This is a genomic window from Longicatena sp. 210702-DFI.1.196 (assembly GCF_020563125.1).
Taxonomy (GTDB): domain Bacteria; phylum Bacillota_I; class Bacilli_A; order Erysipelotrichales; family Erysipelotrichaceae; genus Longicatena; species Longicatena caecimuris.
Genome location: NZ_JAJCPX010000035.1, coordinates 1 through 16,222 on the forward strand (window position 1 = coordinate 1; position 16,222 = coordinate 16,222).

The following is a 16,222-nucleotide window of genomic DNA, read 5'->3' on the forward strand; positions in this document are numbered from 1 at the left end:
CTCATCGCTAAAGCTCTACGGAACCCCCAGACTATCTGGGGGTTTTCTCATACAAAAAAGTCATTCACCTTTTATGAATGACCCTTTCCCTTGATTATTTTTATTTCATTTCAAAAAATCGCCGATTCTGTTCTACTTCTCGACTCTTAGGCTTATACACTCCGGCCAATTCGTTATATTGAACCGCTCGATCCTTATCCCCTAAACGCCACCAGCAGACACACAATTGAATGGCTGGTATATACCCATAACAATCTTCACGAATAAAAGCACCACTGGTTTCATTCATCGGTACTTTCATAGCACATTCATACCAAAAGATAGCCTCTTTATACTTCGCTCTATCCATAAAATGCTTTGCGATATCGCAACATAACTCGGCATGTGGTACTTCATATTGTAAAGAGCATAAAAAACTTTCTAATGCCTTTTCTTCTTTATGCAAGGCATAGTAACAATATCCCAGCATCTCACAGGCATCAATTTTATTTTCTATCCAGCCGCTATCTTCTTTTAAGAACTTTTTGAATGCTTTAACGGCATCTTTATAGCGCTTATGATAGTATAGCTCTCTGGCATAATAAAACTGTTCCCGCGGATTTAACTTTTTTCCTTTATCCAACATAGCTTCAAAGATGCGCAAATTGCGATTGGCATCACTCACATGCACCTTGCGATGACAGATTCCGATATCGGTATAAAGCAGTCTGCCTGTTAAGGGAATCACTTCATGAATTTCCCCTTCCCATAAATGCAATTCTTCCCGTTTTACCATACGTTCCCGATAATACGAAAAAGAAGGATTTCCATCTTCATCAAACGCCGTATGATATTTCATCATAACGATGGAAACTTTTTTATCTAGTTCTTTTTTTAGTTTCTGTATCTTCTCAATATCCTCATCTTCTACCACATCATCCGCATCCAGCCACATACAATACTCCATACTCGCCTTGGAAAAAGAAAAGTTACGAGCCTTGCTGAAATCATCACACCATGAAAAATCATATAACTTATCCGTATACTTCTTTGCGACTTGCTTTGTCTTATCCGCACTTCCCGTATCGACGATGATGATTTCATCCGCAAATTTCTTTACACAGTCTAAACATCTTGCCAATACATCTTCTTCATTTTTTACGATCATACATACACTGATGCTTATCAACGATATTCATCCCCTCTCTCTTAAAGAAAAGGATAGTTTCCCATCCTTTCACTGTGCATTAGTTATAGACATAATAAGAACTAACGTATCTGATAAATAATCAAATATGCATTTACGGTATGATGATTGCTACAAGATTCTATCGTATTGTGGCAGTCTGATACCAAACGAATGCTATTGTTCGGATGCAATTCTAACATGACACAGCCTCTTACAAATTGGTTTTCGCATACTAATGGCATGCGGGATTCTTCTAACAATTCTTCATTATTAATTTCTAAAGCAAACGCATCGCCATCACATACCGAAGAACTGATTAAAACACCATATTCCGCGATATACGTGCCTTCCTGTTGTGCAATCAGACTTGTATAATCATTTGAAATCGTAAAGCCATCACTGACATTGCCGCAATCAAACACCAAAGCATCTTGAGGACATAGTGATTTTGGTGTAAATGATGTTAGCGATGCGGATGCATAATGGATGATAGGTGCACTTTCTCCGGCAGGTCCGGTGTTTCCTTGCGGTCCCATAGGCCCTGTTGCACCAGTAACACCGGTTGCGCCGGTATTTCCCATAACTCCTTGTATACCTTGTGGTCCGGTAGGCCCAGTAGGCCCCTGAATACCTGGCACTCCTTGTGGACCGGTTACTCCTTGCGGACCTCGAATGCCTTGTAAGCCTTCTCTGCCTTGTTGTCCTTGTAATCCTCTGGGACCCTGTGGACCTCTTGGTCCTCTTGGACCCATGGGACCTGTTGGCCCCATACCTGGCTGAGGGCACCATGCCTCTTGGTTTCGATAATCTTCCATTGGATGAAAATCATCATAAGCACAATTGCCATCCGGATAATCATAATTACCGTTATAGCCAAAATCCGTCTCATTTCCTCTATCATCACAGTTACCATAATCGAAACGGTTTTCATCATTTGGATGATGCTCATAGCCGTAGTCGTTTCCATATCTGTTCTGGTACATAACATTCCCCTTTCCCTTGTACGCTTATCACGTTCAATCCACTATATGCAGGTATCGGGTTAGTTGTGCCGATGAAATCGCACAGTTCATGATATATGACCAGAACAAAGAGAATTCAACTTGGCTACTTCATAACCATGGCGCAAAATACGTTCAAAATCATCTTTCTTTACCCGCTCTAAGGTCGTCTTATAAGAACTTACGCGTAATACATCACTTTCCTTTAGCGATGCATGAAGCAATTCTTGTTTACGGGCAAAAGATATATCACAATGACGCAGCATATCATTCGTTTGACTGCCTATTTGTAAGAAAAGTCCTTGTTTATTTTGCTCCATAAAATCTATTACTTCCTGCTTACGGAGGAGCTGGCTTTGTGTCATACTGATTGCTAATAATCGTTTTAGATTACTGAATGAGTATCCAATGGTCCGCATCTTGTGCTCCAGCTTATCCATAGATGCATTACTGACAATAAGATAATTAATATCTGGACACAGCTTATTTTGCCCTTGAAAGGAAAAAAGCGGGTCTAAGCCCATATTATCATAAACACCGCCATCCCATAGATGCAGGGTTTCATCTCTTACCCGAACAATCATAGAGCCTGTAACATCACTCCATACATACGCTTTTGTCTTTAATGTATATGGTCCGATGAAAACAGGAAAACCGGCACTTGCACAAATCGCATGACTAAGAGGAAAGCGCGGGCGTTGCACAAAGCTATATAGTGAGCCCATTCGCTTTGCGGATATGCGAAAATCTTTTCCCGTTTCATAAGCAGTTGTATTGATGGTCCATAAAGGAAGTGTCGGGATATCTTGTAAACAGGCCGTGATCTTCCATCGTTTTTCCATGACATGCGCTAACAGATTTGCTTTTTTATTCCAATAATAAGGGGATACAATAAGCCTGCATAAAGCCGTCCATTGAATATCTTTTGTGATAATATCACGTTTCATAGCCGGAAGAACTTTTGATAAAAATGTTACATCGGATGGCCATTGATTATCATTGTTCGCAAAAATCAGACCTACTGCAATACTTGCCCCGGATACACTTGAAATATGGTGAATCTTTTTCAGCAAACCTTGCTCAGCAAGCCATTTTAAGACTCCTAAATGAAAGATGGCAGCACGCATACCGCCACCAGATAATGCCAACCCTATTTTCATATTCTGTTTCAACATGATATAGCCCCCTTTATAGTCTATGCCTAGGATTTTGCCAATATGAAAGGACATGGACCATATCGTACATGCTTTACGATGCGCTGATGAAGCATAGAAAAAAGAGGTGTAACCTCATCGACTTGTCAATCTTGTCTATTTCGTTACATCCTCTTCCATGCATTTGCAAATATCCTTATCCTTGCTCTTTAGGAAATAGTGCCTGACGCACATAACGCTGAGCCTCTTCTAAATCATCATTTCTTACATAAAGCTTATATGCTATGCTCATATCATAAGAAGAGCCTTTTATGACTTCTTCCGTATACTCATCATGAACCTTCGTCGTTTTAACGGTGTATTCTATACCATGTAATGCTAACGTACGAGTTACTTTATCCAAGTTTTCTTTCGTATACGTTATAAATACTTCACTGCGATTAAATACATGTAACATCTTCTTCATCTCCCTTTTCTTATCCTTACTATAGTGCTGCAAGTGGATTTGGTTACATAGAAAATCACCTTATGCGTTTCAAAGTATGCTACTTGATCTTTTTTTCTTGTTTGCTGTTATGACAAGTACCTACTAAGATTGTAAACGTCTGTTTATCTTCAGCAATCAAAAAGACATCATTCATAAAGATATTCACTTTCCCATAATTTTTTTCGCTTATCTTCAAAATGCCTGTTATCCTATTTTTATTATAACGGTTATTTCCATAAAATGTCAGTAAAACATGATAGAATATAAAGCTTTAAATAATACTATGGTATTAAGATGAAAGAGGCTGTAATAGTTGTTTGATGCATAACCGTTTGATGATGAATTCCTTTATTCGTATTCTATATAATACATAAACCAATTGATGATATATACATGCAAAAGTATTCTTTGGAAGCGAACTCGGCTGTTTTTTTTCGCATACATATATAAAAATACGATGATTGACTTGCTTTGATCGTAGCATTTTCCTATTGTGCTTTCTATCCTATGCCGATAGAAAAAAGTGATAGATTGCTCCATCACTTATGTATTAGATTACGGCTTCAAACTGCGGCTTGATTTTTTTCTTTGTGATAAAGAAAGAAATGACTAATAACAAATAGGTGATATCAAAATTTGACGGTGATACCAGCTTAATGAAGACACACGCTAAGATTGTTGCGGCATCGACACGCATATAAAAGCTGCCAAATTGATAACGACGAATGATTCTGCGTTTGATCTTAAAGTTTTGAAAAGCGATAGCCCCGGCAATACAAGCAACGATTGCGTCAATTGCATAATTGGCCAGGTAATCTTTTGTCAACAGATTCTTTAAGAAGAATAAGACCATCGCAATCGCAAATACCATCCAAATACTGCCAATCTGCAGTTTCTCATAATCCTGATTGCGTAATTTCTTTTTCATTTCTTTATACACAGGACCTTTGGAATACTTCGCCACATAGTCTTTCAAATCGCGAGAAATCACAAGTTGTGGCTTTTTCTGTGCCTTCATGCCTTCCATACATTGTTCTAAAGCAATATTGGCAATGATACTTTTATCCAAGTCACTCTTTTTCGTATCCTCTAACAGATAATCATACAACCGATAAAAGGCTTTCTGATAATCTTCATCTAATTTCTTTACTAGATATAAATTATCAATATGCAGTTGTTTTCTTGCCTTTCCATCCGCCATTAGTTCTCTTGTACCTCAATGCTTTCACTATCGGTAATATGTAAATTGGTATTATAGAATGTAGTTAATGCTTTTACCATATAGTAAGAATCTTTAATACCGGCTGTTTCATAAGATGAATGCATTGCCAACTGAGGTAAACCGATATCTACGGTATGCATAGATACTTTCTGACTGGATAAGTTACCTAACGTACTTCCACCGGCTGCATCACTGCGATTAGCAAAGTATTGTACTGGTACTTCGGCTTTTTCACAAATACCGCCAAAGACCGCAGAACTGATAGCATCTGTCGTATATTTCTGATTTGCGCTGAATTTTACAACGATTCCTTTATTCATGTATGTACAATTGGTAGCATCTGTTTTTTCCGGATGATTTGGATGTACCGCATGCGCATTATCACAAGAAACCATGAAGCTTTTTGCGACTGCTCGATAGTAATCTTCCTTTGTGAATCCCATGTTGTCATTTATACGCTGTAACACATCGTATAAGAAGGTTGAACATGCACCTTGTTTTGTCCCTGAGCCGACTTCTTCGTTGTCGAAACAAGCAAATACATTTACCGCATGAGTATTCCCTTTACTTTCTAATAATGCTTTTAAAGATGTAATGGCACACTGTAAGTCATCCAGTTTAGGGGATGAAATGAATTCTTCTTTTGCACCCCAGATAGATGGTGCCATACGATTATACAAATACAAGTCACAACCGAAGATGTTTTCTCTGGTAGTGCCTAAAGCATCGGCAATTAATTCATAATAATCATTTTCTGCACATTCTCCTGCGGAAAATAATGGCAATAGATCTACTTGATTATTGTATTTCATACCATTGTTTACATCGCGGTTCATATGGATTGCCACATTAGGAATTAATACGAGATCTTTATCGAAGCTAAGCAGCTTACTGACAAAGGTATTGCCTTCTTTTACTAAGACACGTCCGGCAATGGATAATGGACGATCCATCCATGTTGCACATAACATACCGCCATAGCCTTCTGTATTCAGTTGTACATATCCGCCTTTTCCTTTTAATTCCGCAACTTCTTTCACTTTGAAAGTAGGTGAATCGGAATGTGAGGAAGTTACTTGGAAATGATAATCATCTAAATCATTTCCTATCGCAAAAGCAATCAAACTGGAACCATTGCGTGTTGTAAAATATTTACCACCGCGCTTTAATTCCCAGCTTTCACACTCTCTTAATTCTTCATAACCAGCATTTTTTAACATTGCAGCCATTTCCGCAACAGCATGGAAACAGCTTGGACTTTTTTGAATGAAATCTAACACTTGTTTTGCAGTTTCTTTATACATATATAAGCCTCCTAAATTACTCGTTTGTATTATAGCATTTTTCCATGTACAAGCCAAACAAAAAGGCAAGACTCCTTAAGAATCTCACCTACTTTGTTTTTATTTTGTGCTAGCTTTTTCGTTTTTCTTAATCAAAGGCAGAATCATACCTAATGCAGTCAGAACGATTGGTGTCACTACGTTTAAGAACATAGTGAATAAATCATCTGAATACATACCCATGATACAGCAAGCTGCTGTGACAAAGAAGCACCAGAAGCCCATTACCAGCGCAACCGGCTGATTCTTCGTGAAACGATATTCCGGATGGAATTTATCTCTAGCTTTACGCAATGCGATATAAGCCGCAAATACCCACAGATAACGCAAAGGCATCGTTACAGAGTTCAGCTTGTTTAACTGTGCCAATACACCGGCTGCCCCTGAACCACCAATGATCTGAATCAGGATGATCGCACCTGATAGTGCAACAACCATCCAAATACCATTGATGTAAGCACCAAATTTGTTCTGTTTCAACAGTTTAGTTGGAATGAACTGACGTGCATCTTCGTTATCCAACAGCATACGCAATGGTGCATCAATGCTGACAACCAACGTAGAGAACTGACCGATTGCATTACAAGCCGCATAGATGATCATCAAAAGATTACCTACATGATAGTATTCACCCAGCTTCTGGAAGGCCCAGTAAGAACCATTGGATACATAAGAGTTAAAGCTTTCTGTAGAACCATTGATCAAAGCAGGATCAAACATCATGCCCATTGCAATTGTTCCCAGAATTGCACATACCATAACCATGATTGCCAATGCAATCATACCTTTTGGGAAGCCCTTTGCAGGATCTTTTACCTTGTTTACGTATGGTGAAATCTTCTCACATCCACCAACAGCAAATACCAGAATGGATAGTGATGTAAAGTAATTTACATTGAACTGTGGAATGATGTTATCCCAACTGAAATCCATGCTTAAGTAACCACCGTTTGGATTGATGATAGGTGCCGCAAACATCATGACGATGTAAAGAATTGACATAACGAACATACTTGTTCCTGCCAATGTTGCTAATTTCTTCAATGGATTTAAACCACGGCTGGCAACCCAGCAGAAGAATAAGAATACACCTAATGTTGCTAACTGCACACCGATCGTAGGGAAGGTATCGTATGTAGAACCATCTTGGAAGACCATCCAGCTTAACGCTTTCAAGCCGCCACTGCCCTTACTTGCGATGTAAGTGATGTGGCATGCCCAATAAGTCCAACCTGCATAATAAGCAAATTTAGGACCGATTGTTTCGTGAATCCATGAAGAAACACCGCCACCTGAGTTTTTAAATGCGGAACCAAGTTCACCAACCATCAATGCATAAGGCACGAAGTATAAAGCGAACATCAGAACCCAGCTGAATATAACCTGAATACCGTTGAAATAAACGAAACCATTTAATACGTTTCCGAATCCCCAAACAGTAGAGAATGCCATGAAGGCAAGGTTATACCAGAGAATTTTCTTTGAACTTTCCATTGTAACCTCCTTAAACTCAACGTTCCAATAATAGCATAAATCAAAACTGAACGCTACAAAAATTTAGCTTTATACTTACATTTCGTATATTTTGTCTATCGCATGAAAACATGAATTGCTAACTATTGGAATATCATTTTTAGATAATTACGCAAAAAAAAGGAACCTCATCAAAAAGGTTCCAAATATGCTAAGCAATCGTTAATTAAATATCCATGTATTTCTGTGCAGCTGTCACAATCGCCATTTTGAATACTTCTTCGGCATTACAGCCACGAGATAAGTCATTGATAGGTGCATTTAATCCCTGCAGGATTGGTCCGATAGCTTCCCATCCGCCTAAACGCGCCGCAATCTTGTAGCCGATGTTACCGGCATCAATATTGGGGAAGATAAACGTATTGATCTTACCAGCCACCTTAGAATCAGGTGCTTTTAATTTTGCTACTTCTGGTGCTACGGCACAGTCAAACTGAATCTCACCTTCTACCCCGAAGTCTAATGGCATACGTTTTAAACGTGTTGCAGCCTCTTTTACTTTATCCACACTGCTGCCCTTTGCTGAACCTAAGGTAGAATATGATAACAAGCCAACACTTGGTTCAATACCAAACTGGCGAACCGTATGGGCTGTCTGTAAAGTGATTTCCACCAGGTCATCTGCACTTGGATCAATATTGATAGAGCAGTCACCCATAACCAACTGTTCTTTATCTTTTAATAAAATGAAACAACTTGATACGATAGAGTTTCCCGGTCTTGTTTTTACCAGTTGTAGTGCAGGACGCACTGTATCCGCTGTTGAATAGGTAGCACCACCTAACAAACCATCTGCACAGCCTAATTTTACATACATAGTACCGAAAAAGTTTGTTTTCAAACAAGCTTCACGTGCCTGTGCTTCATCTAATTTACCTTTACGTAATTCAACAACTTTGGTAACCATCATATCCATATTCTTATATTCTCTAGGATCCAGCATTTCAATGCCTTCCAGATCATATCCCAAAGATGCGGCAGCACCTGTAATTTCAGCACGGTTTCCTAACAGTACAGGCACCAGGATGTTTTCCTTATGTAAACGAACAGCAGCTTCCAGAATACGTGCATCTGAACCTTCTGTAAAGACGATACGTGTTCCTTTACCCTTAATTTTTTCAATCAATGTGTCAATCATGAAAATATCCTCTCTTTCTTATTTTCTTGCTTTACCATTTTTTATTATACACCGCTTGTTTGCATAAAAAAAGGATTTTTTCACAAATGATTATTTTCACAAAGAAAGATACTGCTATTTGTCAAAACGGTTATATAAAAGGATGGAAAAAGGGATACGTCTTTTGATACGTTCCCTTCTTTCATCTATTATCCTAAAATGCCAAAATAAGTTAATGCAATTGCTGCGATCATGATACCGAAAATCAATCTTACCGCTTCCTTGCCATTGGTTTTCTTCAAACGCCAATAACAGAATAGCGTAACTAATACCGGTAAGAAACAAGGCATGATCTTGTCAATGAGTTCCTGAACGACAATCTTGCCATCACCACTGGCAAATTCTAAAGGGACACTTAATTTAACGGTTGTGGAAACCAAGCAACCGGCTACACAAAGACCTAAAACGGTAGCAGCACCGGAGATGCGTTTAATGACTTCATCACCCGAACCGGAGTTAATGATATCCATGCCTTTGGTATAACCGATACGGAAACCAAACCATTTCACTCCCTGATTGATAACATTGAAAACGACAAAGGTGAAGATTGCGCCAAAGATATTTCCGGTAACCGCCATAGTTGCGCCGATACTTGCGCAAATTGGCCACAAGGTAAACCAGAATAAGCCATCACCTAAACCGGCAATCGGTCCCATCAAACCTGTTTTAATGGAAGTGATGCTGTCTTTTTCCGCTTCTGGTGTATTTACCTCCAAAGCGGCGATAAGGCCAAACAATAATGGAGCTAGGGTTGCATGTGTATTAAAGAATTCCAAATGCCGTTTGATTGCTCGTTCTCGTTCCTCAAGTGGTGCATCCTTATATAACCGTTTTAAAACTGGTGTTAAGGTAAACAAACAGCCATCCGCTTGTTGGCGTTCATAATTCCATCCCCATTGGAAGGTCAGATGATTGATAAACATTTCACGATAGACCTTATTGGTCATTTCAAATTTTTCACTCATTATAAATCAATGCCTCCTTCCAGCTCCATCGCTGTATCACGTTCTAATTTTTTACGTTGTACATAATTGTAATCGTGAATACCGGCAAATACGATGCCAATTAAAGAAACTCCTAATACCGGAAGACCTAAGTATGCGGCAAAGACAAAACCAGCCACCAGATACATCCACATATCTTTTTTCAACATCATTGTCAGCAACATACTAATACCTACAGCAGGAATGATACCGCTGGCAACATTTAAGCCATTAATGATAAATTCAGGCAACCATTCGATGAAATCAGATAATACGGTATTGCCAATATAAACAGCGATAAAACATGGAATCGCACGTGCTAAGAATAACAGAACACCACTATACAAATGCCAGCGATTCGCTTTGTTGAAGTCACCCGTCGCAGCATCAATTTCCGCGCGGTGAATATGAACGGATAAATAAGTTTGTAACAAGACAATCAGCTGCAGAATCAAGGTTGCTGCCGGAACGGCAAAGGCAACACCGGCTGCCACACCGCCGCCACTGGTAATACCCACAGTAACACCGACAATAGCTCCACCGGTGATATCGGGAGGTGTATAAGCTCCGACAGAATTTACACCCAGCCACATCAATTCCAAAGTACCGCCGATAATCAACCCCTGTGTAAGATCCCCCAGAATTAAACCGGTGATGGTTCCGGCTAACAGCGGTTTACGAATCTGCAGCTGCATACCTCCATCATCGAGTGAACAAAGACCAGCCCATAGGGCCACAAGCAATGCTTTCACTAACATAATCTTTTTCTCCTTTTCTTATTTGGTTTTTGTTAAGACATCTTTCATGTTTAATAATTCATCTCTTGGTACCATTTGTATTTGTACATCGATTCCCATTTCCACAAGTTTCTCAAACGCTTCCCTTTCCTTTGTCGTAACGGAAACAGCCTTGGCGATTTTAATTCGATCATTTTCGAAACGCATACCACCTACATTCAATACCGGAAAATTGACACCTCCTCTCGCCAAACGGTATGCATCAATCGAATTCGTTAAGATCAGCATCGTACGACGATGAATCGGATTCTTCTTATACACCTCAATAAAGGCATCTACACCAAAGACTTTTACCTTCACATTCGCAGGTGCCGTCATCGATATTACGGATTGTTGCATCTTATCTAATAAAATCTCATCATTAATGATCAATACCTGTTCAATCGAATAGTTGTTGATCCAAGTCGTCGCTATTTGACCATGAATCAATCGATCATCAATTCTCACTAACTCGATAGCCATTTACATTTCTCCTCTCTTATTCATGATGCGTAAGGATGAAGCCAAGATTTCTTTACTATCCTCAATCAGCTCACACACCTTCATCGCTGTTGTATTGCGGCGGTTCACAAGTTCCACCAGAATCGCTAAGTTATAGCCGGTCATAACCGTGATATCTTCTTCATCCATCATTAAGCGAACAGCTACATTGTTTGGCGTTCCACATAATAAATCTGTGAATATCAATACCTCATCACATTGTTGATGCAAACTTTCATACGCACGCTTCATCTGCTGACGTGCTTCTTCATTGTTCATCTGCGGTGTTATGGACACACATAGCAGATGGTCACAGGGACCAATGATCATCTCCAGGCTGTCTTTAGCGCCCAGACAATACTGCCCATGACTTGCCAGCAGAATACCCACTTTATTCTCCATGTTCTTCCACGTCCTTTCACTTTTTTATTAGCAAATCGCATGCCAAAATTGAAAAAAGGCTTATTTATCAGCCTTTTCCTCTCTATGATACACATGAATACAGTGATGACATCAAATGGATACATGCGCATTCTCATCTGTATCATCTAAAATGATCTGCATAAGATAGTAACACTCTTCCTGATTGATGGTAATGTGAAAACTCGAACGAATTGCCTCCAATTGCTCAGTTACGATTGTATACAGCTTTGAATGTTCCTTTACTTGTACCATTGTTTCTTCGTTTTGCTCAAAATGATATTCATCAAATAACAAACGTTCGATCATGCAAGACATATGAACGATCAAGCGTGTTAATGTTCGATTATTTAACGTCTTCTGTAATTCTTTTTCAACCCCTTCGATAAACTTCATCAACAATGGATAAAGTTTTTTAGAATTCAAGTACATCAGATATTTATCAATCGATTCAAATGCTACATCGACAAAGACATCACGCTCAAAACTTTTAACTACATCACTTTTATGAAGGACATCAATATCACCGATGATTTCAAATAAACGCTGCACCCCATCACTCATTAAGATATCTTCCATTGAAATAAAGGGATATTCATGAAGTCCTGGATCTACATTGCCGATCATACACAACACTTCTTTATTTTTGGAAGTTTCTTCTATCATACTGCGAATCTTTATCAAAGAATCATTACTCAGCGCAAGAATATCAATTGAAAAGATACCTTCCTGCTCTAACAAATCTTTTAAATATTTCTCTAAATAATGTGCCGTACCATCACCGGAATAACATATCGTATAAATGATCTTTTCACTACTTTGCGCAATATGGTTGTGAATATGATGTTCCAAGGTTGCATCCAGCTTTTGATTCATCCGCATGACATCCTGTAAAATATTACTCAGGGTATATTGCATAAAGACGGCTTTTCTTGCTGCATCAAGCAATAACAGAGTGTTGATTGTTGGGATGACAACTACATGATAAGATGTTTTCTGACGCAGCGTTTCTTCTAGGGAAGTAAGGGAACCCATATCGACAAATAATAAAATTTCATTCCCTTTTGGTTCCTGTTTGATCTTAAGAATCAGCTCATCCATAATTTGATTTACATTTTTAGTCAAAGGCATATCCATCGGAATCAGATAATGGATTGATAATAATTCATTGACCACATCGGCAATATTACTTGCCAGACTTGTCCCATGAGCAACAACAAACATACTAATACCACAGCTTTGTAAGGTATTCGTTGTAAAGGTATTTAAGATACATGCTAAGGTATGCAGTTCCTGTGCAGGAATGCGCAAATGAAAATGTTGTTCAATCGCACGAATGAGACTGCGGGCATCTTCCATGGTCGCCACATCATAATCCTTCAGATCCTCTTCATGAGAAAAGGCATCCAGACGATTCTCGCGGATATTTTTTAAATAAAAGGCAAGTGCTGCGCTTTGACTGCGGCCAATAAGCACATTCATATTATATAATACCCATTCATGAATAAAAGCCATAATTTCACGGATTTCGGTATCTATGATAAAGGATGGCAATTGATCATGTTCCAATGAACGGGCTATCTTTTCTACATACTCCTCAAAGGAAGTCTGAATATCTGATTTCGTTACATCTAATTGTGGCGGCGCAAATAAGGCCGTGTCATCTTCTTCAACCATAATTACATCATATGGCTCTACGATATACGTATCTTGTACCAACACCTTTTCAATCTCTCTTCGCTGTTCGATATCCAAATCACTCATACCATCTTTAACCTGATAAGATAAAGCATAGTTATGAATACGTATTTCATTGGTTATTTCCTTATTTTGTTGATCACGCATTTCAAGATAACTGCGGGCAATTGCCAGTTTTATATCATTCTTTAATTGCCCGATATTGCCCTTGGGCTGATAAAGCAGTAAAGTTGCCATTGTATCCTTATCTATCACGATCGGACAACCGATAGCAGATGCTTCTAATGAAAACAAATACAAGATCATTTGTTTACGTTCATTAAAAGATTTCTCTTTCAAACTTGGTATTTTTATGACCATCGGAATTCTTCGTAAAAAGGTGGTTAATAAATGATTATCCGGATCTTCAGTAGTTGCTAAAACTAAGGTTACTTTTGCCTCATGCTCACTGTTAGCTTCTCCCAGCATACGATACTTTTTCTTATCGATGAAATAAAACAGCATCTCTTGTCCTTCGGGTGGTAGACGATGCACTTCATCTAAAAACAGCATACCGCCATCCGCTCGTTTTAATAAGCCTTCCTTTGTTGCATCGGCTCCGGTATATGCCCCTTTGACACTGCCAAATAGCTGTGAAAGTAACAATTCTGCATTGTTGGCATAGTCGGCACAGTTAAATACGACAAACTGACTATCAGCAGTAAAAATGCCCTCTTTTTTTCCAAAGGTGAAGATTTTCTCGGCAAACAAACTTTTTCCGACGCCACTTTCACCCAACAGCATCGTATGCAAAGCTCCTCCCGGATACAATATTCCTGCCTTTGCCGAAAGAATCGCATTCTTTAGGCTGGCATTATATCCGATTAACGCAGTAAAGGGATCTTCATAATCTCTTACCTCATGAAGATCACCTAATAATTCATTCAAATTGGAACAGGTTGTTTGTGCTGACAGCGTCTTATGCGTTACTCGCATAAAATGTTCCTGTGAATAAAACCGATACATCTTATTACCGCAAATCTTGATAACCTTGCCTTCTTGAAATAGCTTATTCACATCTACATTCACATTATTGCGTAACAGATGCAATTTCTCAGCAATTTCATAGACACTGATCCCCTGTACGCCTTGTTTTAAATCGGTGAGCGTGTGTGTTTGACAATAAGCATTGATTACTTGCATAATACTATCCTTGCGCATATTCACACCTCCTGTGTATGTGTATTATACATTATTTTACTAAATTTGTGATGGTATGGTAAGCGAGATGAGCATAGTCTACACAGGAAACTTTTGGTAATTTCTCACACATTGCGCATGTTTCTAATGACACAACACCATCAAATTTTATCTTTTTTAATGTTTTCGCAAAACGTTTCCAATCAATTGTTCCCATTCCACATAACAAATGCTGATCTAGGGCGGCATAATTATCATGAACATGCAAAACCTCAACATAGGAGCCTAACACTTCGGCCATATAAGAAGGATCTATGCCATTCACATTGGCATGACCGGTGTCCAGGCAAGCCACAAATACATCACGGGAAAGTTCTTGCAGATATGCCAGGAGTTCTTCTGCGGTGCGAAAAATGGTATCAACAGGCGTGTGTGTGATAGGATGATAGGCAAACATATTTTCTAAGGCGATCTTTACATGATGCTTTCTTGCCAATTCCTCATACTCCCGATACATTGCTAAATTATATTCCTTAGCATACGCATGTGCTTCTACACTGCCATAATGTAGCAGTTTGCGTGGATGCATCACCATATAGTTACATCCTAACAGCTCAGCAACCGCAAAGCCGCGCATCGTCATTTTCTTTAAAAAGGCCTCTTGCTTCTTTTCTTCTGGTGTAGCTGCTACATCAATGCGTCGATGGTACAACGGGGCATGCATCTGGTGAATACGTATACCAACTTCATCAGCGACGGCTTTTAATTGTTTTGCGTAAGCGACATAATCCTCTTGATCATAGATAGAGCCTTCATAGGCATGCATATCATAACTATAATCAACGGCATCAAAGCCGATTTCCTTATATATCCGTAACACATCTGTTTCACTATAATGATGAGCCAGTTCTTCTGTTGTCATTCCATAGTACATATCCTTTCCTTCCTTTCATGATTTTACAATACACTTTGATACAGTTGCCTCATCGCAGGAAGCTTCCTGTATTTTCTGTTCATTCCTTTGTAAGAGTAGTTTTAATACCTGTGTCTGTAAGATGGTAAAACCAATACCGATCAATATCGAAATGCCGCCATAGGAAGCAAAGCCTAATAAGATAACACCAATATTGATATAGCGCATCGTTATGGCAACATCCAGTTTTTCATAACGTTTATGTAAGACAAGTGCTAAGACATCAAACCCCACGGTGCTAGAACCGGCACTGATACATAAATAATATCCTATTCCTACCAGTATGGCCGCTAAGATAATTGCAGGTAATACTGGTATGGACAGGCTATAACCGATTGCGTGAAAACTGCTGAACATGACCATATAACAGATACTGCTAAGCAATGACTTCATCAAAAATGCTTTTCCCAGGAAATACAGACAAATCCCCAACAGCACTACCGTAACACAATTGGTTATGACACTGATATCCACTGGAAGAAACGCATGCAGAATCATGGAAAAGGAGGTCACTCCGCCATTTACCACATGGCGAGGTACCGTGATAAATGCATAAGCCGATGTAATACATATATTTCCAATTACGATACGCAAAATTTCCCTCGTA

At 39.0% G+C, this 16,222-nt stretch carries 16 protein-coding genes; all 16 read right to left on the reverse strand.

The features are described from left to right. Window positions 1-100: 100 nt before the first annotated feature. The 16 genes from LI241_RS12580 to LI241_RS12655 all read right to left on the reverse strand — a co-directional run bounded on the left by LI241_RS12580 (window position 101) and on the right by LI241_RS12655 (window position 16,209). The gene (locus LI241_RS12580; RefSeq protein ID WP_008690351.1) at window positions 101-1,147 is read right to left on the reverse strand and encodes a glycosyltransferase; all 1,047 of its coding nucleotides are present in this window, start codon (window positions 1,145-1,147) and stop codon (window positions 101-103) included. Between the two features lie 101 nt (window positions 1,148-1,248). Further along, window positions 1,249-2,151: a collagen-like protein gene (locus LI241_RS15900; RefSeq protein ID WP_305068607.1), complete on the reverse strand. Its 903-nt coding sequence runs from the start codon at window positions 2,149-2,151 to the stop codon at window positions 1,249-1,251. 86 nt (window positions 2,152-2,237) lie between these two features. Next, on the reverse strand, window positions 2,238-3,344 hold the full coding sequence (locus LI241_RS12590; RefSeq protein WP_227151338.1) for a patatin-like phospholipase family protein: 1,107 nt from the start codon (window positions 3,342-3,344) through the stop codon (window positions 2,238-2,240). Window positions 3,345-3,519: 175 nt separating this feature from the next. Next, window positions 3,520-3,780: a hypothetical protein gene (locus LI241_RS12595; protein WP_132224127.1), complete on the reverse strand. Its 261-nt coding sequence runs from the start codon at window positions 3,778-3,780 to the stop codon at window positions 3,520-3,522. Window positions 3,781-3,868: 88 nt separating this feature from the next. Beyond that, entirely contained in the window at window positions 3,869-4,006 is a 138-nt protein-coding gene (locus LI241_RS12600; RefSeq protein WP_227151339.1) for a hypothetical protein, read from the reverse strand. Between the two features lie 354 nt (window positions 4,007-4,360). Then, the gene (locus LI241_RS12605; RefSeq protein WP_227151340.1) at window positions 4,361-5,011 is read right to left on the reverse strand and encodes a transporter; all 651 of its coding nucleotides are present in this window, start codon (window positions 5,009-5,011) and stop codon (window positions 4,361-4,363) included. Further along, a complete protein-coding gene (locus LI241_RS12610; RefSeq protein WP_008690341.1) occupies window positions 5,011-6,336 on the reverse strand; it encodes a M18 family aminopeptidase in 1,326 nt (441 codons plus the stop codon). Before LI241_RS12610 ends, LI241_RS12605 begins: the two co-directional genes overlap by 1 nt. A 99-nt stretch (window positions 6,337-6,435) precedes the next feature. Further along, a complete protein-coding gene (locus tag LI241_RS12615; RefSeq protein WP_008978078.1) occupies window positions 6,436-7,869 on the reverse strand; it encodes an amino acid permease in 1,434 nt (477 codons plus the stop codon). A 205-nt stretch (window positions 7,870-8,074) separates the two neighbouring features. Continuing rightward, entirely contained in the window at window positions 8,075-9,046 is a 972-nt protein-coding gene (gene pta, locus LI241_RS12620; protein WP_008690338.1) for a phosphate acetyltransferase, read from the reverse strand. A 188-nt stretch (window positions 9,047-9,234) separates the two neighbouring features. Then, window positions 9,235-10,050, reverse strand: coding sequence for a PTS system mannose/fructose/sorbose family transporter subunit IID (locus LI241_RS12625; RefSeq protein WP_008690336.1), 816 nt, complete (start codon window positions 10,048-10,050; stop codon window positions 9,235-9,237). Continuing rightward, window positions 10,050-10,826, reverse strand: coding sequence for a PTS sugar transporter subunit IIC (locus LI241_RS12630; protein ID WP_008978077.1), 777 nt, complete (start codon window positions 10,824-10,826; stop codon window positions 10,050-10,052). The genes LI241_RS12625 and LI241_RS12630 overlap by 1 nt, the downstream gene beginning before the upstream one ends. An 18-nt stretch (window positions 10,827-10,844) precedes the next feature. Continuing rightward, the gene (locus LI241_RS12635; protein WP_008690331.1) at window positions 10,845-11,327 is read right to left on the reverse strand and encodes a PTS sugar transporter subunit IIB; all 483 of its coding nucleotides are present in this window, start codon (window positions 11,325-11,327) and stop codon (window positions 10,845-10,847) included. Next, window positions 11,328-11,747, reverse strand: a complete 420-nt coding sequence (locus LI241_RS12640; RefSeq protein ID WP_227151342.1) for a PTS sugar transporter subunit IIA — start codon at window positions 11,745-11,747, stop codon at window positions 11,328-11,330. A 111-nt stretch (window positions 11,748-11,858) separates the two neighbouring features. Next, entirely contained in the window at window positions 11,859-14,663 is a 2,805-nt protein-coding gene (locus tag LI241_RS12645; RefSeq protein WP_227151344.1) for a sigma 54-interacting transcriptional regulator, read from the reverse strand. Window positions 14,664-14,694: 31 nt separating this feature from the next. After that, entirely contained in the window at window positions 14,695-15,576 is an 882-nt protein-coding gene (locus tag LI241_RS12650; protein ID WP_227151347.1) for a sugar phosphate isomerase/epimerase, read from the reverse strand. Between the two features lie 15 nt (window positions 15,577-15,591). Beyond that, entirely contained in the window at window positions 15,592-16,209 is a 618-nt protein-coding gene (locus LI241_RS12655; protein ID WP_255616543.1) for a YitT family protein, read from the reverse strand. Window positions 16,210-16,222: the final 13 nt, after the last annotated feature.